Annotated in this window: 12 protein-coding genes and 1 riboswitch; of the genes, 4 read left to right on the top strand and 8 right to left on the bottom strand. The window is 38.8% G+C overall.

Annotated features, from left to right (window positions below):
• Nucleotides 1-212: 212 nt before the first annotated feature.
• From AAW12_RS10835 to AAW12_RS10820, 4 genes are all read right to left on the bottom strand, one after another.
• Nucleotides 213-1,169 (bottom strand): methylenetetrahydrofolate reductase, encoded by a 957-nt coding sequence (locus AAW12_RS10835; RefSeq protein WP_046673648.1) that lies wholly within the window; start codon nucleotides 1,167-1,169, stop codon nucleotides 213-215.
• A 70-nt stretch (nucleotides 1,170-1,239) separates the two neighbouring features.
• Nucleotides 1,240-1,342: riboswitch (SAM riboswitch) on the bottom strand.
• 229 nt (nucleotides 1,343-1,571) lie between these two features.
• Nucleotides 1,572-2,423, bottom strand: a complete 852-nt coding sequence (locus AAW12_RS10830) for a hypothetical protein (RefSeq protein ID WP_046673740.1) — start codon at nucleotides 2,421-2,423, stop codon at nucleotides 1,572-1,574.
• Nucleotides 2,424-2,533: 110 nt separating this feature from the next.
• Nucleotides 2,534-3,058 (bottom strand): ribosome maturation factor RimM, encoded by a 525-nt coding sequence (gene rimM, locus AAW12_RS10825; protein ID WP_046673647.1) that lies wholly within the window; start codon nucleotides 3,056-3,058, stop codon nucleotides 2,534-2,536.
• Between the two features lie 119 nt (nucleotides 3,059-3,177).
• Nucleotides 3,178-3,699 (bottom strand): 30S ribosomal protein S16, encoded by a 522-nt coding sequence (locus AAW12_RS10820; protein ID WP_046673646.1) that lies wholly within the window; start codon nucleotides 3,697-3,699, stop codon nucleotides 3,178-3,180.
• A gap of 442 nt (nucleotides 3,700-4,141) precedes the next feature.
• Here AAW12_RS10820 and AAW12_RS10815 point away from each other — a divergent pair, with 442 nt between their 5' ends.
• Nucleotides 4,142-7,492, top strand: coding sequence for a UvrD-helicase domain-containing protein (locus AAW12_RS10815; RefSeq protein WP_046673645.1), 3,351 nt, complete (start codon nucleotides 4,142-4,144; stop codon nucleotides 7,490-7,492).
• A gap of 7 nt (nucleotides 7,493-7,499) precedes the next feature.
• Nucleotides 7,500-10,379 carry a PD-(D/E)XK nuclease family protein gene (locus AAW12_RS10810; RefSeq protein ID WP_046673644.1) on the top strand — a complete coding sequence of 960 codons (2,880 nt, stop codon included), beginning with the start codon at nucleotides 7,500-7,502 and terminating at the stop codon, nucleotides 10,377-10,379.
• A gap of 108 nt (nucleotides 10,380-10,487) precedes the next feature.
• Here AAW12_RS10810 and AAW12_RS10805 read toward each other — a convergent pair whose 3' ends face one another.
• From AAW12_RS10805 to AAW12_RS10795, 3 genes are all read right to left on the bottom strand, one after another.
• On the bottom strand, nucleotides 10,488-11,357 hold the full coding sequence (locus AAW12_RS10805; protein ID WP_046673643.1) for a cupin-like domain-containing protein: 870 nt from the start codon (nucleotides 11,355-11,357) through the stop codon (nucleotides 10,488-10,490).
• A 423-nt stretch (nucleotides 11,358-11,780) separates the two neighbouring features.
• Complete coding sequence (locus AAW12_RS10800) at nucleotides 11,781-12,551, bottom strand: uroporphyrinogen-III synthase (RefSeq protein ID WP_046673642.1); 771 nt, start codon at nucleotides 12,549-12,551, stop codon at nucleotides 11,781-11,783.
• An 11-nt stretch (nucleotides 12,552-12,562) separates the two neighbouring features.
• Nucleotides 12,563-13,537, bottom strand: a complete 975-nt coding sequence (locus AAW12_RS10795) for a DUF4271 domain-containing protein (protein WP_046673641.1) — start codon at nucleotides 13,535-13,537, stop codon at nucleotides 12,563-12,565.
• Nucleotides 13,538-13,660: 123 nt separating this feature from the next.
• On the opposite strand from AAW12_RS10795, the gene AAW12_RS10790 reads away from it, so the two are divergent.
• Both AAW12_RS10790 and AAW12_RS10785 read left to right on the top strand, forming a co-directional pair.
• Complete coding sequence (locus tag AAW12_RS10790) at nucleotides 13,661-14,224, top strand: DNA-3-methyladenine glycosylase I (RefSeq protein WP_046673739.1); 564 nt, start codon at nucleotides 13,661-13,663, stop codon at nucleotides 14,222-14,224.
• A 105-nt stretch (nucleotides 14,225-14,329) separates the two neighbouring features.
• Complete coding sequence (locus tag AAW12_RS10785) at nucleotides 14,330-14,731, top strand: hypothetical protein (RefSeq protein WP_156167617.1); 402 nt, start codon at nucleotides 14,330-14,332, stop codon at nucleotides 14,729-14,731.
• Nucleotides 14,732-14,775: 44 nt separating this feature from the next.
• On the opposite strand, the gene hpt is transcribed toward AAW12_RS10785, so the two are convergent.
• Nucleotides 14,776-15,315 (bottom strand): hypoxanthine phosphoribosyltransferase, encoded by a 540-nt coding sequence (gene hpt / locus AAW12_RS10780; protein ID WP_046673639.1) that lies wholly within the window; start codon nucleotides 15,313-15,315, stop codon nucleotides 14,776-14,778.
• Nucleotides 15,316-15,322: the final 7 nt, after the last annotated feature.

Raw genomic sequence — 15,322 nt, 5'->3', positions numbered from 1 at the left:
TAGCACTTTAAGTTAAAAAGTTATCCTGACTCCGACACACGAATTAACACTATTTAACACCAGTACCTGACTATAAACAGGCTATTCAACGCTGAATATAGAGATCGACCTAAACCACGCTGCCGAGACTTTCAACCTATTTCAGGCTTTCACAATGAATATTATCATAAAAAAAGGGAGCTTATCTGCTCCCTTTTTTATCATTTTATGAGTTAGGCTAGTTTTTCAACAATCTTCTTTGTTGGACCAGGATTACTCATCGTATAAAAATGTAATACCGGAGCGCCAAATTTAATCAGCTCCTGACACTGTTGTACCAACCACTCTTCACCTACCTGTCTGACGTCGGCATTCGTTTTACATGCCGCGACAGCGTCACTCAGTTCCTCTGGAATATCTAAATGAAAAATTCTTGGCAAGGTCACCAATTGCTTTTTTGTTGTCAGTGGTTTTAATCCCGGAATAATGGGCACATGGATTCCATTGTCCCTACATTTTGTTACAAATTCCTTGTATTTTTCAACATTAAAGAACATCTGAGTCACAATAAACTCTGCTCCCATATCGACTTTTTGTTTCAGATATTTAAAATCAGTATTGAAATTTGGAGATTCAAAATGCTTTTCGGGATACCCGGCTACTCCGATGCAAAAATCGGTCTTTTCCGACGTGATAATGTCTTCATGCAGATACTTTCCTTTATTCATATCGGTTACCTGTTCCAATAGGTCTGTTGCAAAAGCATGTCCACCATCGGTTGGTATAAAATCGGCATCGCCCTTACGTGCATCACCCCGCAACACCAAAACGTTATCTATCCCCAGGAAGTTCAAATCGATCAATGCATTTTCAGTTTCCTCTTTTGTAAAACCCCCACATATCAAATGTGGCACCGCATCCACTTTATATTTATTCATGATTGCAGCACATATCGCCACTGTCCCAGGACGTTTACGATAGGAAACACGTTCCAGTAATCCACTCGCATGCTCTTTATAGATATAATCTTCCCGATGGTAGGTGACGTCGATAAAAGGAGGTTTAAACTCCATCAGTTCATCCATGGTTTTAAAAATACTTTGGATGCCCTGCCCTTTCGCCGGTGGCAATAGCTCAAAAGAAAACAATGTTTTTCCTTTGGCATTCTGGATATGATCGATAATCTTCATTAAAAAACTGTTTTTAGTTTGGTTGGCTTACATCGAAACGCACACGTCGAGGAATCGTTTATCTACATGTAACTTATCTTTCCCACATGGAGTAGGGTAGAATTTAGCACCTTGAACAATACAGGTTGCTAAGGCTTCAACGGGTCTAGTCCCTCGGCCTTTCTCTATAAGCGTTGCTAATATCGTTTTAAAAAATCAAAAGACAAAAATTATTTTTCGAAAAGGCAAAAATAGCAGCAAAAAGACTTCAATAAACGATGTTTCAACGTCACTTTAGCTTTGTGTCCATGCTACGACAGGATTCTTCGCCCTACCAAGAGCAAAAGACCTAGAAAAACCAGTAGAATTAACGATCGAGGATCATTGACAGCGAAGAGATTGACTATGCCACAAGAACATTGGCTAAAGATTAGCTGCCAAAGAATTTCGTAAATTTTTGAGATAAAATGTGACCAATAAGAGTCCTGTAACATGGTACTCCTCTTTCGATCCATATTTAAATCCGTCAAATAAATAGTGATAGGCGACCAATGCCTCTTGTTCGTTGTAAAATAATTCCTTCCAAGAATCGGGAACATCTGCCCATGCCTTGAGCACAATGCCATTCTCAGCATAAATAATTGGTGATTCGACACCATCCATTCGATAATCGTGATGGGTGCCAGAACTTGATATGTGTTGGAAATAAGCGATAGAATAATCTACGAAATTCAAGGCCCTCGCTTTTATCTCCTTTTCACTTTCTGATTTTACCGGAGCATTTCGCCATAAATTCACTTGGCTATCAAATTTACTGGGCGTTTCCCGGATAAGGGTTTTATCTAACGCAAAGTTGATATAAAGTCTTTCACTAGTGGGTATACGTGCTGAGCTAAACTGTGAAAAATCACCTCTCAGCTGAACAAAATCTTTTTTTATTTTAACAATATCCAAAGCGACACTACCTTTTTTCTCATCCGTCAATTCTAATCTATCACCGTCAAATTTGTACTTACCAAAGAGTAAAATATCATCGATCGCCATGACAAACTGGTCCTTATCATGAAGCGAAAGAAAGGATCGGTATAGAATAGGATCATTACCATAGGTATCTGCCTCCACATTTTGGGGAGATTCTCTTTTTAATTTATGATACTCATCATTTGGATAGCCCAATATCATTTGGTAGTTGCCTTCAGGAAACTCCTTTTTCTTCCCAAAGAAAGTACACGAAGACAATGAGAGTGTGAGTAACAGCAGTAATAACGGTTTCAAAATCAATTAATAATTATGGCCAATAGTAATATTAATATATAAGGACCAAGATAAGAAATTACTGCAATAGTAAGTATAGGATATTCAATTGAATAAGCTTGGGGATATGCCTATTCCTTATACAGATCGACCAATCCCTCAGGCAATTCAACTTCAATGATCTCCTCTTCGCCATCAATTCCTAAGATCAAATCGTCGGACAGCGGAAACATCAGTTCTTTGCCATCCATATCTACTGTGGCGACAAATTGTTGTGGGAATTCCTGAACATCTGTTATTTGCCCCAGTTCGCCATGGTTTTCATCGATCACTAAAAATCCGATTAAATCAGTATATCTAAAATCATCCGGGTCGCGCTCGGGCATTTTATCATTGGAAAGATATAGCTTTTTACGGACGAGTACCTGAGCCTTATCGATATGATCCACATCCTCAAATGTTACATAAGCAGTGCTATTTTTTTGAAATTTAATGGCATCAACAAAATAAGGAACAAGCTTTTTGTTCACTTCTACAAAGACAACATCGATATCCAAACTCTCGTATTCTTCGAATTCAAAAAACAGTTGTACTTCTCCTTTAAGACCTCTTGTTTTACTGATGTAACCGATGTAAAAGCATTGATCAATAGTCATATTTTTCTTATTTGGCGATTAGCTGTGAGACATGATTTGGCAAACGATTAGCCTATTGGCTGTTTCAAAAAAAGCCGGCTCAAGATTGAGTCGGCTTTCTCGAATACTTTATGAAAGAATTAACCTTCAGTTTCTTCTGATGCAGGAGCTTCAGTCTCTTCAGCAGCAGTTTCTTCTGCTACAGGAGCATTTTTAGCAGCTACAGCAGCAGCTTTTTCTTCTTTTTTCTTAGCTTCAGCAGCTAAAGCAGCTTTTTTAGTTTCAGCTTTAGTTTGAGCTAAACCATCTTTTTTACCAGAGATTCTAGCTTCTTGAGCGTCAGTCCAAGCTGTAAATTTAGCTTCAGCAGCAGCTTCATCAAAAGCACCTTTTTTCACACCACCTTGCAAGTGTTTTTTGTAAAGAACACCTTTGTAAGAAAGGATAGCACGAGCAGTGTCAGTTGGTTGAGCACCTTTATTCATCCAATCCAAAGCTTTTTCAAAATCCAAAACGATAGTTGCTGGATTTGTGTTTGGGTTGTAAGAACCAATACGTTCAATGAATTTACCGTCACGTGGAGCGCGAGAATCCGCTACGACTACGTGGTAAAAAGGACGTCCTTTTTTACCGTGTCTTTGCAATCTGATTTTAGTTGCCATTTTTTAATTTTATTTTATGTATTCAACATATCCCCCGAGCTTCATACTAGAGGGGATGCAAAGATAGTTATTTTTTTTTAATCAGCGTTATAATTTAATAAAACTTCACTGAAAACGACAGGGTTAGCTTCTTTCAGTAACCTCTTTCAGGTTAAACACGTCCTACGCACGTTAAGATTTTGCCCTTACCATACTGTAGGTGAAACAAGTCTTTCAAAAAATCAGTGTACAAAATAGCCCTTTTCTTCAAAACTTTCGTGACTTCGCAGATACCAACAGCAATGATAGCAAACTGAAGGTTCTTTCTGGCCAATAAAATAAGACACTTTCAAAAAAAAGCTATTTTACCAAATGTAAACAGGATGAATTGTTTGCGTCCTATGCCTTCGAAATAGTCACTGACATTTTTGCCAATTCACTTTTTACTTTCTACCTTCATTCTATGAAATCTGTTGCGCCATTAAAAATACTCAAAGCTTCGGCCGGTTCGGGAAAAACCTTTAGCTTAACTTTACACTATCTCACACTCCTACTATCCAACGAGAATAGCTATAAGGAGATTTTGGCGGTGACATTTACCAATAAAGCAACCGCTGAGATGAAGGAACGTATCCTTTCGGTACTCCATGGCTTGGCAACAGGCGATCGTAGCCCTAAAATTGAAGATTTCAGAAAGCTTCTTCTCGAGCAACAGCCAGATTGGAACCCGCATCTAATACAAGAGAAAGCTTACCGTGTCTACCGTCGTATCCTACATGACTATAGTCATTTTACCATAAGTACAATTGATGGTTTTTCCCAAAAAGTCATTCGTGCATTTACTTATGAACTCAATCTTGATGCAGCTTATAAGATTGAAATGAATGTCAATAAAGTGAAAAATGACTTAACAGTCATGCTTAATCAATTGCTGGATGAACGCCCCGACTTACTTGACTGGATTATAGCGTATGCGGAAAAGAAAATAGCAAAAAATGAAAATTGGAACTACCGCCAACAATTAATGAGTTTGGCAAGCCTTATTTTCTCTGAAAACTTCCAGGAATTTGACGGCTATATCAACTCTGCTAATCCCAAGGAGGTTTTTAATCTCCTGAATCAGGAGGTTGAACAGAAGATAAACTCCTTTACCGAAGCGCTCTCCATGACGATTGAAGCGTTTAGTGAAACGTTCAAAAATTTTAACATCTCCGAAAATGACCTGAAAGGCAAATCGCGCAACAAAATAATCTCCGCTAGCAAAACCAACAAAAAAACGGAAAAACTGAGCGCTTCTGAAATCGCCAAAGTATTGGAAAAGTACCTGCAGTTGATCGACAATGAAGATGCGTTTACAGATAGTGACAAAAATATACGTTATGATCTTATCGCCGCACTCAGCCCCATCCTGGCATCTTTCCAGAAGCTACATGATAATCTATCCGCCTACATCGCTTATCAAGCGGTACAAAATAATCTCTATTATCTACGCCTGCTCAAGGAAATGAGCGACTTACTGACGCAATGGCGACGGGACAATGGCGCTCAATTAATCTCTGACTCACAAATTCTATTAAACAAACTCGGATTGGATGAAAATAGCGATCCAACATTTATCTGGGAGAAGATAGGCAATCGTTTTAATTACTTTTTGTTTGACGAATTTCAGGACACTTCGCGTATCCAATGGAAAAACTATAGTCCGCTTTTGATTAATGCATTGGCCGATGCCAAGGGCACAGTGAGCGAACACCTCATTGTTGGGGATGTCAAACAAAGTATCTATCGCTGGCGAAATGGTGATTGGCGAATTTTACTCCAACAGGTAGAACAACAGATTGGTCATACCTTTCACCTGGACGAGGATAGCAAAACAACCTTTATCGAAAACGGAAGCCTTGACACCAATTTTAGAAGTCTTCCAAATATCATTCATTTAAACAACTACCTCTTTAGCAGTATCCCCCAACATCTGCAGCAGGTACTGAATGAAAAAGTATCCGAAAGCCTCGATGAAGAAGGTAAACAGTGGTGGATTTCTGCCGGCAATGACAACATGTTGGTCAAAGCTTATGAAAACAGTCAACAAGAGGTCCCTGAGCATAAAAAAGGAAAACTCGACCAATTAGGATCTATTGAAATCTCCTACATTCCTGTCACTGATGGACGCTATCGAAGAAATCAGGTTGTTGAAGAATCGCTCCTACAGCTATGTCAAAAAATAGGCGACTGGATCGGCAGCGGTCGTTATCAGGCGCAGCAGATCGGTATCCTGGTACGGAGTAATGCGCAGGCTAAATTGGTGATCCAAAAGCTCATGGATTTCAAAAAAGAGCAACAGCTTACATTTGAAGTGATATCAGGCGATGCATTATCCCTAGCGAGCAATGATGCTGTAGGATTATTGATCGAAACGTTGAAGGCTTTAGTCTATAATTCGGACAAACATACCATCCATAAAGCAAAGATGGTCTATCTCTACCAGCATATTCAAAATAAGACAATCGATCAGAATGCATGGTTAAAATTTGCTAGCAATGACATCCGTACCCTGAAAGATTATCTCCCTGAGGCGCTGATTGACTCCTGGGAAATGGCACAGAAGCAGCCTTTAGTCCATTTAATTGAGAAACTTATTGAAATCTACGGTTTCACAACCAAAGACAATATCCACCTCCCCTACCTCCTAGCTTTCAAGGATATGATCTCAGCTTTCTCCACCAATGGCGAACGTGGCATTATACAGTTCCTGGAATTTTGGGAAGAGGATGGCAATCGGGCTGTGCTCCCTTCCAACGGAGAAATTGATGCGATCGAGGTAACGACAATCCACAAATCAAAAGGCCTGGCTTATGATGTTGTGATGATTCCATTCTGTTCGTGGGATCTTGACGGAATGATTAATGGCGATTTTTGGATCGAGACATCAGATACCCCTTTTGCCCAATTGGGAAAAATTCCAATAAAATATACTTCCACGGTCGGCAAATCAGTATTTTTCAAGCAATATTTTGAAGAGATGCTGTTCAACTACATGGATGCCCTCAATACATTGTATGTAGCAACAACACGTGCTGTTGAACACCTCTATATTACGGCACCTTCCTTCAAAGAATCTGTTGACAAGAAGACGGGCGAAATTACTGGTTATGATATCAAAGATGAATATATCAGCGATGTACTCTATCAGGTCTTAGAGACTTCAACATCCCCGTTTACACTGGAAGAAAGAGGCATATATATCGATCAGATAATCGAACGAAAAAAAAATCAGGCTCAAAAAAACAATATTATTTCCCTTCACCATTATCCCATTTCCAAAGAATTGGAAATGGCCTTAGAAAAATCCAGTACGCGCAACATCAACGATATTATGATGCTGGAGAAAGCCGCACAGTACGGCATATTGGCCCACGATATTATGGCCCAAATTTCAAAGGAAGAAGATATCCACAAACTGGTACGCCAGCTGATTCAGGAAGGGATCCTCTCCAAGGAAGAAGAGCCTTTTCTCATGCAGGAAATCAATCAGATCTGGCAGCACCCCATGATCAATAAATGGCTCACAGGAAACTATAAAATCTGGAACGAAGCAAGCATCATTACCGCCAAAGGAGAGACCATTCGTCCTGATAAAGTCTTCACTTCCAAAGAGGAAACAATTGTACTTGATTTTAAATTCACACAAACAGATTATATCGGACACAAATATCAAGTCGACAATTATAAAAAGAATTTGGAGAACCTGGGCTACAGCAACGTTAAAGCCTATCTCTACTATGCGAAATCAAATCAATTAACTGAAGTAAAATAATAGCACGATGCAAACAGCCTTTCTAAAATTAGTAGCAGCAGACATTCAAAAGCGTTTTGGAAACGACCTGAGTGAAATAGCCATCGTGTTTAATAATAAACGGCCAATTACCTATCTCAAAAAACATCTTTCTGAAGTGTACGGACAGGCCATTTGGTCGCCACAGTTCTTTACGATCCAAGAGTTTCTTAGGCTTTCGACCGATGATACCGAAGCCAGTCCTTTAACCCAATTTTTCCACTTGTTTAATATTCATAATGAGTTATTGGTCGCTGAAGGCAAACTGCCAGAAACGCTGGAAGAATTTTATCCGATTGCCGAAATTATATTGAGCGACTTCGGCCAACTGGATTACGATCTCGTCCCCATCGAGCAGATTTACTTAGAACTTTATGACAATACCAAAATCGACCTTGCTTTTCAACATCTCACACAAGAGCAGCAAGGGTTTATCCGTCAATTTTGGCAGTCCTTTTCTATTGCGGGACATAGTGGAGTACAAGAGCGTTTTCTTCAACTTTGGAAAAGACTGCCCATATTATATGATCGATTCAAAGAAAAGCTTAAAACAGAAGGCCAAACGAACTATCCGACAGTCTACCGTGATCTGGTTGAAGGTAAGGCCACAAATCAGCAGTTTGCATCTTCCTTCCAGCACATCCTTTTTGTCGGCTTCAATGCACTGAATAAGGCCGAAACAAAATTATTTAGACAATGGCAGGATGAAGGCCGTGCATTATTCTACTTTGATGCCGATGCTTATTACCTCGAAGACACGATGCAAGAGGCCGGCCTTTTTATTCGACGTAATATTTTTCAAACAGGTTTGGTCAACGCTTTAGGCGATAGCCCGAATATTATTGGCAATAGGACCTCAACCGTAAATCTATATGCCAGTACCGGAAAGATCAGCCAAACAAAATTGCTGTATGACATTCTCGAACGCAATAATAAAATGGAACAAACATCCGCCATTCTCCTAGCGGATGAAAACCTACTTGTCCCTTTGCTGCAAAGTCTACCCGAGGTCAAACCCAATATCACAACAGGATATCCCTTGACACAGTCTCCTATTTACGGAATACTAGACCTATGGTTGGAAGTTCATTTGGAGATATCCCAGTTCAAGAAACGGAAGATTCCTTATCAGATAATTGAAACCTTCATCAACCATCCGCTCAGTATGGTTTCTTTAGCCGACAAACTTCAGATTCAGAAAGAGATTGCCGATAAACAGCTCTTTGAGATCGCATTGGAAGAACTTCATATCAAAAGCTCTTTGCCTCAATTTTTTGTACCGATTGAAAATTCAGCCTATTTGATACCCTCGCTCATCCTGCTCGTTGATGATCTGTTGCACAGTATTTCTTCTCAGGAGCGTATCCGCCAAATTGACAACAACCTCCTGATTGAAACAAAGAAAACATTGAATCAGCTGCTATTGGGCTTTGAAACTGTTGCTCCATTAAGTATCAGCTTCCAAATCGGCTTGATTAAAAAAGCCATCGCCCCAATAAATTCGGCCATAGAAGGTGATCCCCTAGAAGGTATTCAGATAATGGGGCTCTTGGAAAGTCGTTGTTTAAATTTTGACAACGTCTATATTCTAGGAGCAAATGAAGGCATTCTACCCAAAACGTCAAATTCACCTACTTTTATACCTAACAGCCTAAGAAGTGCTTATGGGCTTCCTATATTAGAAAATCAGGATGCCTTGTCGGCCTATTTATTTTATCGCCATTTTCAATACAGTGAAGGAATACATATTTTCTACAATGGCTTGGTTGACGAAAGCTCTACTGGCGAAGAAAGTCGCTTTATCAAACAGCTGGAGTTTGAAAGTAAATTTAGATTTGACCGAAAAATTCAGCAACAGACCATTCAATTTGCGGATAAAGCCCAAGAAATTGTTATTGAGAAGCGTGGCGAGGTTTGGGAAAAGATGTACCAGGACTTTATCGTCAACCAGAAACGGATATCTGCAACGGCACTGACGACTTATCTGCAGTCCCCGTTGCAATTTTTTCTAAAACATATTGCCGGCATTAAAGAGCCCCCTTCCATCTCTCAGGAATTTGAGATGAATAAACTGGGAACTGTCATCCACAATGTGATGGAGAAGATATTCCTACCGTTCAAAGGACAACAGGACTTTACGCCCACAAGTGTCTTGCAGAAGCAGTTCGACAAGGTAGAGGCACAGGTGATCCGTGAAATAGGCCTGCAATATCAGATCGAATTAAAGGCAACAAATGATTTAAACAGCTTGCAGCGGATCATGCTGAAAATTGCCTCCGAGTATGTCAAGATGTATCTCGAATATGACATCAACAACTACAAAGCATTTCGGATTATTGAACTCGAGAATGACAACGATTATGTACTGCCCTTTCCTATTCAGATCAATGGAGAAGAACAACAGGTCACACTTTACGGTATTATTGACCGGGTAGACGAGGTCGTAACACACGACGATCGTATTATCAGTAGAATTGTCGATTACAAAACAGGTGGTGATTCGATCATATTTAAAGGGATTGATCAGGTATTTGCGCCAAACACCGAAAATAAGGCGATGGTCCAAACCCTATTCTATGCCTATGTATTCGAACAGAAGACAGGAAGAAAACAACTTGAACCCCATCTATATGTTGCGCGTAAAATGCGGGAAGAGGGAACATTATTCAGTGGTAAAGAAGGGGTATTGACCGATGAATTCCTTGCTTTCCAGAAAGAGAGTTTTGTCGAATTCTTGCGGGATACTCTTCAGGAAATCTTTAATCCGGCTATTCCATTTCGACATAATCCGGACACGGTAGTTTATCCAAGCGACCCTTATACACTATTCTACCGGGAAGCGAGTAAATGGGCTGATGCAGAAGAATAAGTACAACAAAGGCTTTAATTAGGGAGAGATCAAACTAAATGCGGTACATCAGTGGTACATAAAGTGTATTTAAAAACAAAAGGGGAATTTTACATTCCCCTTTCTATATTAACGTTTGTTTCTTTTAATTGCATTATTGGCTCGACGTTTCGCCGTTTTGATTTTGTAATGGAACCAATGGTCTTTGAAGATCTTTCGCATGGTATTGTCAAAATGTCTCGTGATAAACAGATTACGCGCCCCCTTCAACTTTTCACTGATCGAATTTGCTAATGCCCTAACAGAAATCGAATAGCCCTCGGTCTCATATTGAATGTAATGCCACCAGCCTGCTGGCATATATAAGGTTTCGCCAGGATGAATGACCGCTTCATAACCCTCTAGGTACTTAATCCCGGGATATTCCTCTTCACTACTATATTTTGGGTTGGCAATACTATGAAAATTGTAGGGCAATTTGTACATCAAATCAGATTGATCATTCGGAAAAAGCCAAATACGTTTTAATCCTTGAAATTGAGAGATAAATACGTGTGACATATCAATATCGAAATGATTACGGGTACTTGACCCCTCTCCACCAAAGAACATAAATGGCAACCATTGCAAGACCTTACCTCCTGTGACATCATTATAAATAACATCGTTTTTCAGTTCAGGACGTATTTTGAGCAGATTGAACAAAAACAACCGTAACTCAGTAGGTTCTTTTGTGATCAGATCCAAATACTCTGCAAATGTCATATGGCCAACAGGAGCACTGGCAGCACGGTCCATTGATTCCTCCTCTTTTCCATAGACATCTATTTTTATATCTCCTGCGATTTCCTTAAAGTAATCATAACTCCATTTCTTCCATGCTGGACTTTCTGCACTGATAAAATCTGATATAATTACAGGAAAACCTGGTTTCAGATAATTCTTTAAGAAGTCCTCTGATTGAATGCCCGAAATTTTATCAACTTGCTTTAACTTCACGACTGACTAATTTTGCTTAATTACAAACATAAAAAAAATATTTCTATCAAATTTTAAAAATATTGCCTATGCTTTATTTTTAATTGGAACAAATTACTCCTAGCAATTTAATAGAAATATATTTAAAATCTCCATGACCTTCGTCACTTTTATTACATTTTAACATCATCGATTCGACTCGCAACCATTTCTACACCCCTACAGATAAACATACTATTCATCTATCTTTTACAAGAGGAACATACCACACCTATTGACCATCTGCCGATACGTAAAATTGTCGTCGTACCGACATCGATTCGGAATGATAAAACGCCCTTCCCCATAGAAGTCTTTAGCGATCTTGTGGTACTTAAAATTGCATAAATAACAAAAAAAGGGTCTTAAGAACCCTTTTTTTGTTATTTACCTTATGTTAGGCTACTACTTATTTACTTTTTTGATATATTCTTCGACAGCCATCGTCATACTTGGCGCTTTTGGTGTTGGAGCAGGGATATCTAAAATTAATCCGTGATCTAAAAGAGCCTGTTGCGTAGAAGCGCCAAAGGCTGCAATCCTTGTATTATTCTGCTTAAAATCAGGGAAGTTATCATATAAGGACTGTACACTTGAAGGACTAAAGAACACGATAACATCGTAGAAAACATCTTTCAAATCCGTCAAATCGCTTACCACAGTTCTAAAAAGCACAGCTGGTGTAAATTTATAGCCGTTTTGTAGTAACCAATTACTTGTTTCCTCATTAGCAACATCCGAACAAGGGAACAAAAAATTCTCCCCTTTGTGTTTTTTCAATACCTCTTCAAGGTCTTTCGCGGTCTGTTTACCAAAGAAAATCTTCCGTTTTCTATATTGAATATACTTCTGAAGATAAAGGGCAATCGTCTCTGAAATACAGAAATATTTCATTTCTGCAGACACTTCAAACCGCATCTCTTCGCAAATTCTAAAATAATGATCTACAGCATTTCTACTCGTAAATATTACGGCAGAATAATCTGCTAGATTAACCTTATCCCTACGCACATCTTTGGCAGGAACTCCTTCTACGTGTATAAAACCTCGAAAATCTAATTTTAACCCGTATTTCTTTGCTAAATCATAATAAGGGGACTTATCGTTTTCAGGTTTTGGTAAAGTCACCAGTACACTTTTTACCTTCTTTGCTCTTTCTACGTCTGAAGTTTGCATATTAACCAGTTTTAGCTCAATAATCTTAACAGTATTAATATTGGTGCTATTTCTAGGCAACAAAGGTACAAAATTAAATAGGAAATTGAAAATTTATACATGGACATAATATGAGTCGCTGTCTTCAGAAATCGATAGAAAAAGAGTAAGGCCGCTCCAACGATGGCCAAATGCAGCACCACACCCACCGATGTCAAAGGCACAAGACTCAAAATTAATAATACAGGAAGCATTAAAAAAAGTGTATTGAAATAAATCAGATACAGCACGGTCACATATTCTTTTACCAACTTTCTGATTTGAAACACAAAGGATAAGAACCGAATAAACCCGATTTTTAGTGCAAACAAAGCGCCAACCATTCCCACAGTCTTCATATAATTGGGAAAAGTAATAAAATCAAATCTATTTAATTCATACGCATAAAATAGACTTACAAATAAGCCTATTGCCCCAGAGAATAATATAAACAGAAAAATAAATGGCCAAGATGTCAGGATCGTATCCTCCTTACTTACTGATAGTAAGACCCGATCGTCCCAATAGCCCTGAAAAACCAATTTGATATCTGACGGGAAGAATACCCGAATCATCCCAACACCAAAAATTAATGCGAGAACTGTAAATAAAATCCAATTTTCACGATGAGCCTTGAGCGTGCCATATTGCCGATCCAAATTGCTACTTCTTAATTCACCCTGAAAATACTGCTGTACATCAAAATTATAAATGTTATGAACCTTCAGCCCTTCCCCGTTCACGGTTACGATCCGATATTGATTCTGTAACGCAGGGTTCAAAGATGCCAAGACTTTCTGGTTTGGCGATTCAACAGAATCTTTTACTACATTTAGACTATCGGCCTTAACTGTGCTGCTGTTTTGTACAACCGCCCGAAAAGTCCGCCGCTGCGCATTCAATCCCGTAATTGAAAATAGCAGAAGCACTACAAATAGAAGATGATATTTGAAGATAGTTACGCTCATTAAAATGAATTGTCTCTTAACGGCAATGAAATACTCATGAACCGTCTCTATTCGAAACTCTTTAATTTTGGTCGTAAAGTTAGGATAAAAAGTTATATTGCATTCAAAAAATCTTCAGAGAACATGTACAAAGAAATCATACGTTGTCAATGGTGCGGGTCTGATCCGCAATATGTAGACTATCACGATAAAGAATGGGGGCGACAAGTCCGCGATGACAAAACTTTATTTGAATTTTTGATCCTGGAGTCTGCACAAGCTGGCTTAAGCTGGATTACAATTCTTCGTCGAAGAGCAGCATACCAAGAAGCTTTTGCCAACTTTGATGTTGATCAAGTCGCGGCCTATACCAACGAACATGTTGCGAGGCTTTTGAGCGATTCGGGAATCATCAAACACAGAAATAAAATTGAATCCACCATTACCAATGCGCAACATTTCAAGAAAATCCAAGCAGAATATGGTAGCTTCTATGACTACTTATACAGCTTTTTACCTGAAAAACAACCGATTGTAAACCACTGGAGCAGTTTGCAACAGGTACCTGCAACGACAGTTATTTCTGATAAGATAGCAAAAGATATGAAGAAAAGAGGGTTCAAATTTTTCGGCTCTACCATTTGTTATGCGTACATGCAGGCCGTTGGAATGGTGAACGACCATATCGAAACCTGTTCGTTTAAATAGACTAGCCAGTAAAATGCGCATCGATTTCGCAAATCAATTTGAAAGAATTCAAAACAAGTGTTCTACCCCATAAAAAACGAACCTTTCAGAACAGAAATGCCAGCTATGAATCAAATCGACCTAACACAAAACCAATTGGTATTGAAAGAAAAAAAGGGGCCGCTAATTGCCAGAATATTCATCTATTTACTGACCATAATGACGATAATTCTCCCATTAGGCGGCTTCATTGCCAATGTTCTCAATGACGGGGTAACACTTCAAAAAAACAAATTTAATTACGCAGCTAACTACCAATGGTTTAAAGGAAGTCTAAAAGAATTTGATTTTGAAAAGATAGACTTTACAATACAAAAAGCGGGCTATGAAGAAGATCATAAAGGTGTCTTGGTCATTAAATTTGATGAAAAGGAAATGTTTGAAACTGTCTCTAAATTCCCCTTGTCTGATCTGGAAATTTTGCTCATCAATCTGAAAGCATTATACAGCGATCAAACGCTTGAATAGAGCGAAATTCTACCATTAAAATCTAACGATCACTTGATAGCACATTAGATTGCTACGTTTTTATAAATATCGGGGAGATTCCGACAAAGACCATTAAAGTCCATACCGTACCCAACTACAAATTCCTTACTTATTTCAAAGCCAACATAAGTTAATTCCTCGAAATGATACTGCAGTGCCTCAGGTTTCACCAGAAGTGCACAGGCAATCACACTGGCTGGATTTAATTTTTTTACTGCATCCAAGGTGTATTTAAGTGAATGCCCGGAGTCGACAATATCTTCTACAATAATCACATCACGGCCTTCAAGGTCGATACCAAGGCCTAAAAGCTCGTTTAATTCAGATTGTCCCGTTCCAATATAAGATGCCAACTTAATAAAGGACATCTCACAAGGAACATCAATTTGCTTAAGCAAATCTGCCATAAACATAAAACATCCATTCAAGACGCCTATAAAAACAGGCAGTTTGTGTTCATAACGCCGGCTTATATCAATCCCCATTAGGCGCACTCGCTTCTGAATTTGTTCTTCTTCAAATAAAGGTTCGAAAAGCAATCCGTCAATTTCTATCTTTTTCATGTTAATA

Source organism: Sphingobacterium sp. Ag1 (assembly GCF_000988325.1).
GTDB lineage: Bacteria > Bacteroidota > Bacteroidia > Sphingobacteriales > Sphingobacteriaceae > Sphingobacterium.
The sequence above is the reverse complement of the archived record's forward strand: the minus strand, read 5'-3'. Positions and strand labels throughout refer to the sequence as shown.

Bases quoted from the DNA above. Each gene is read 5' to 3' on its own strand.
- AAW12_RS10835 (WP_046673648.1), bottom strand. From the start codon at position 1,169: ATGAAGATTATCGATCATATCCAGAATGCCAAAGGAAAAACATTGTTT.
- rimM (WP_046673647.1), bottom strand. From the start codon at position 3,058: ATGACTATTGATCAATGCTTTTACATCGGTTACATCAGTAAAACAAGA.
- AAW12_RS10820 (WP_046673646.1), bottom strand. From the start codon at position 3,699: ATGGCAACTAAAATCAGATTGCAAAGACACGGTAAAAAAGGACGTCCT.
- AAW12_RS10815 (WP_046673645.1), top strand. From the start codon at position 4,142: ATGAAATCTGTTGCGCCATTAAAAATACTCAAAGCTTCGGCCGGTTCG.
- AAW12_RS10810 (WP_046673644.1), top strand. From the start codon at position 7,500: ATGCAAACAGCCTTTCTAAAATTAGTAGCAGCAGACATTCAAAAGCGT.
- AAW12_RS10800 (WP_046673642.1), bottom strand. From the start codon at position 12,551: ATGCAAACTTCAGACGTAGAAAGAGCAAAGAAGGTAAAAAGTGTACTG.
- AAW12_RS10795 (WP_046673641.1), bottom strand. From the start codon at position 13,537: ATGAGCGTAACTATCTTCAAATATCATCTTCTATTTGTAGTGCTTCTG.
- AAW12_RS10790 (WP_046673739.1), top strand. From the start codon at position 13,661: ATGTACAAAGAAATCATACGTTGTCAATGGTGCGGGTCTGATCCGCAA.
- AAW12_RS10785 (WP_156167617.1), top strand. From the start codon at position 14,330: ATGAATCAAATCGACCTAACACAAAACCAATTGGTATTGAAAGAAAAA.
- hpt (WP_046673639.1), bottom strand. From the start codon at position 15,315: ATGAAAAAGATAGAAATTGACGGATTGCTTTTCGAACCTTTATTTGAA.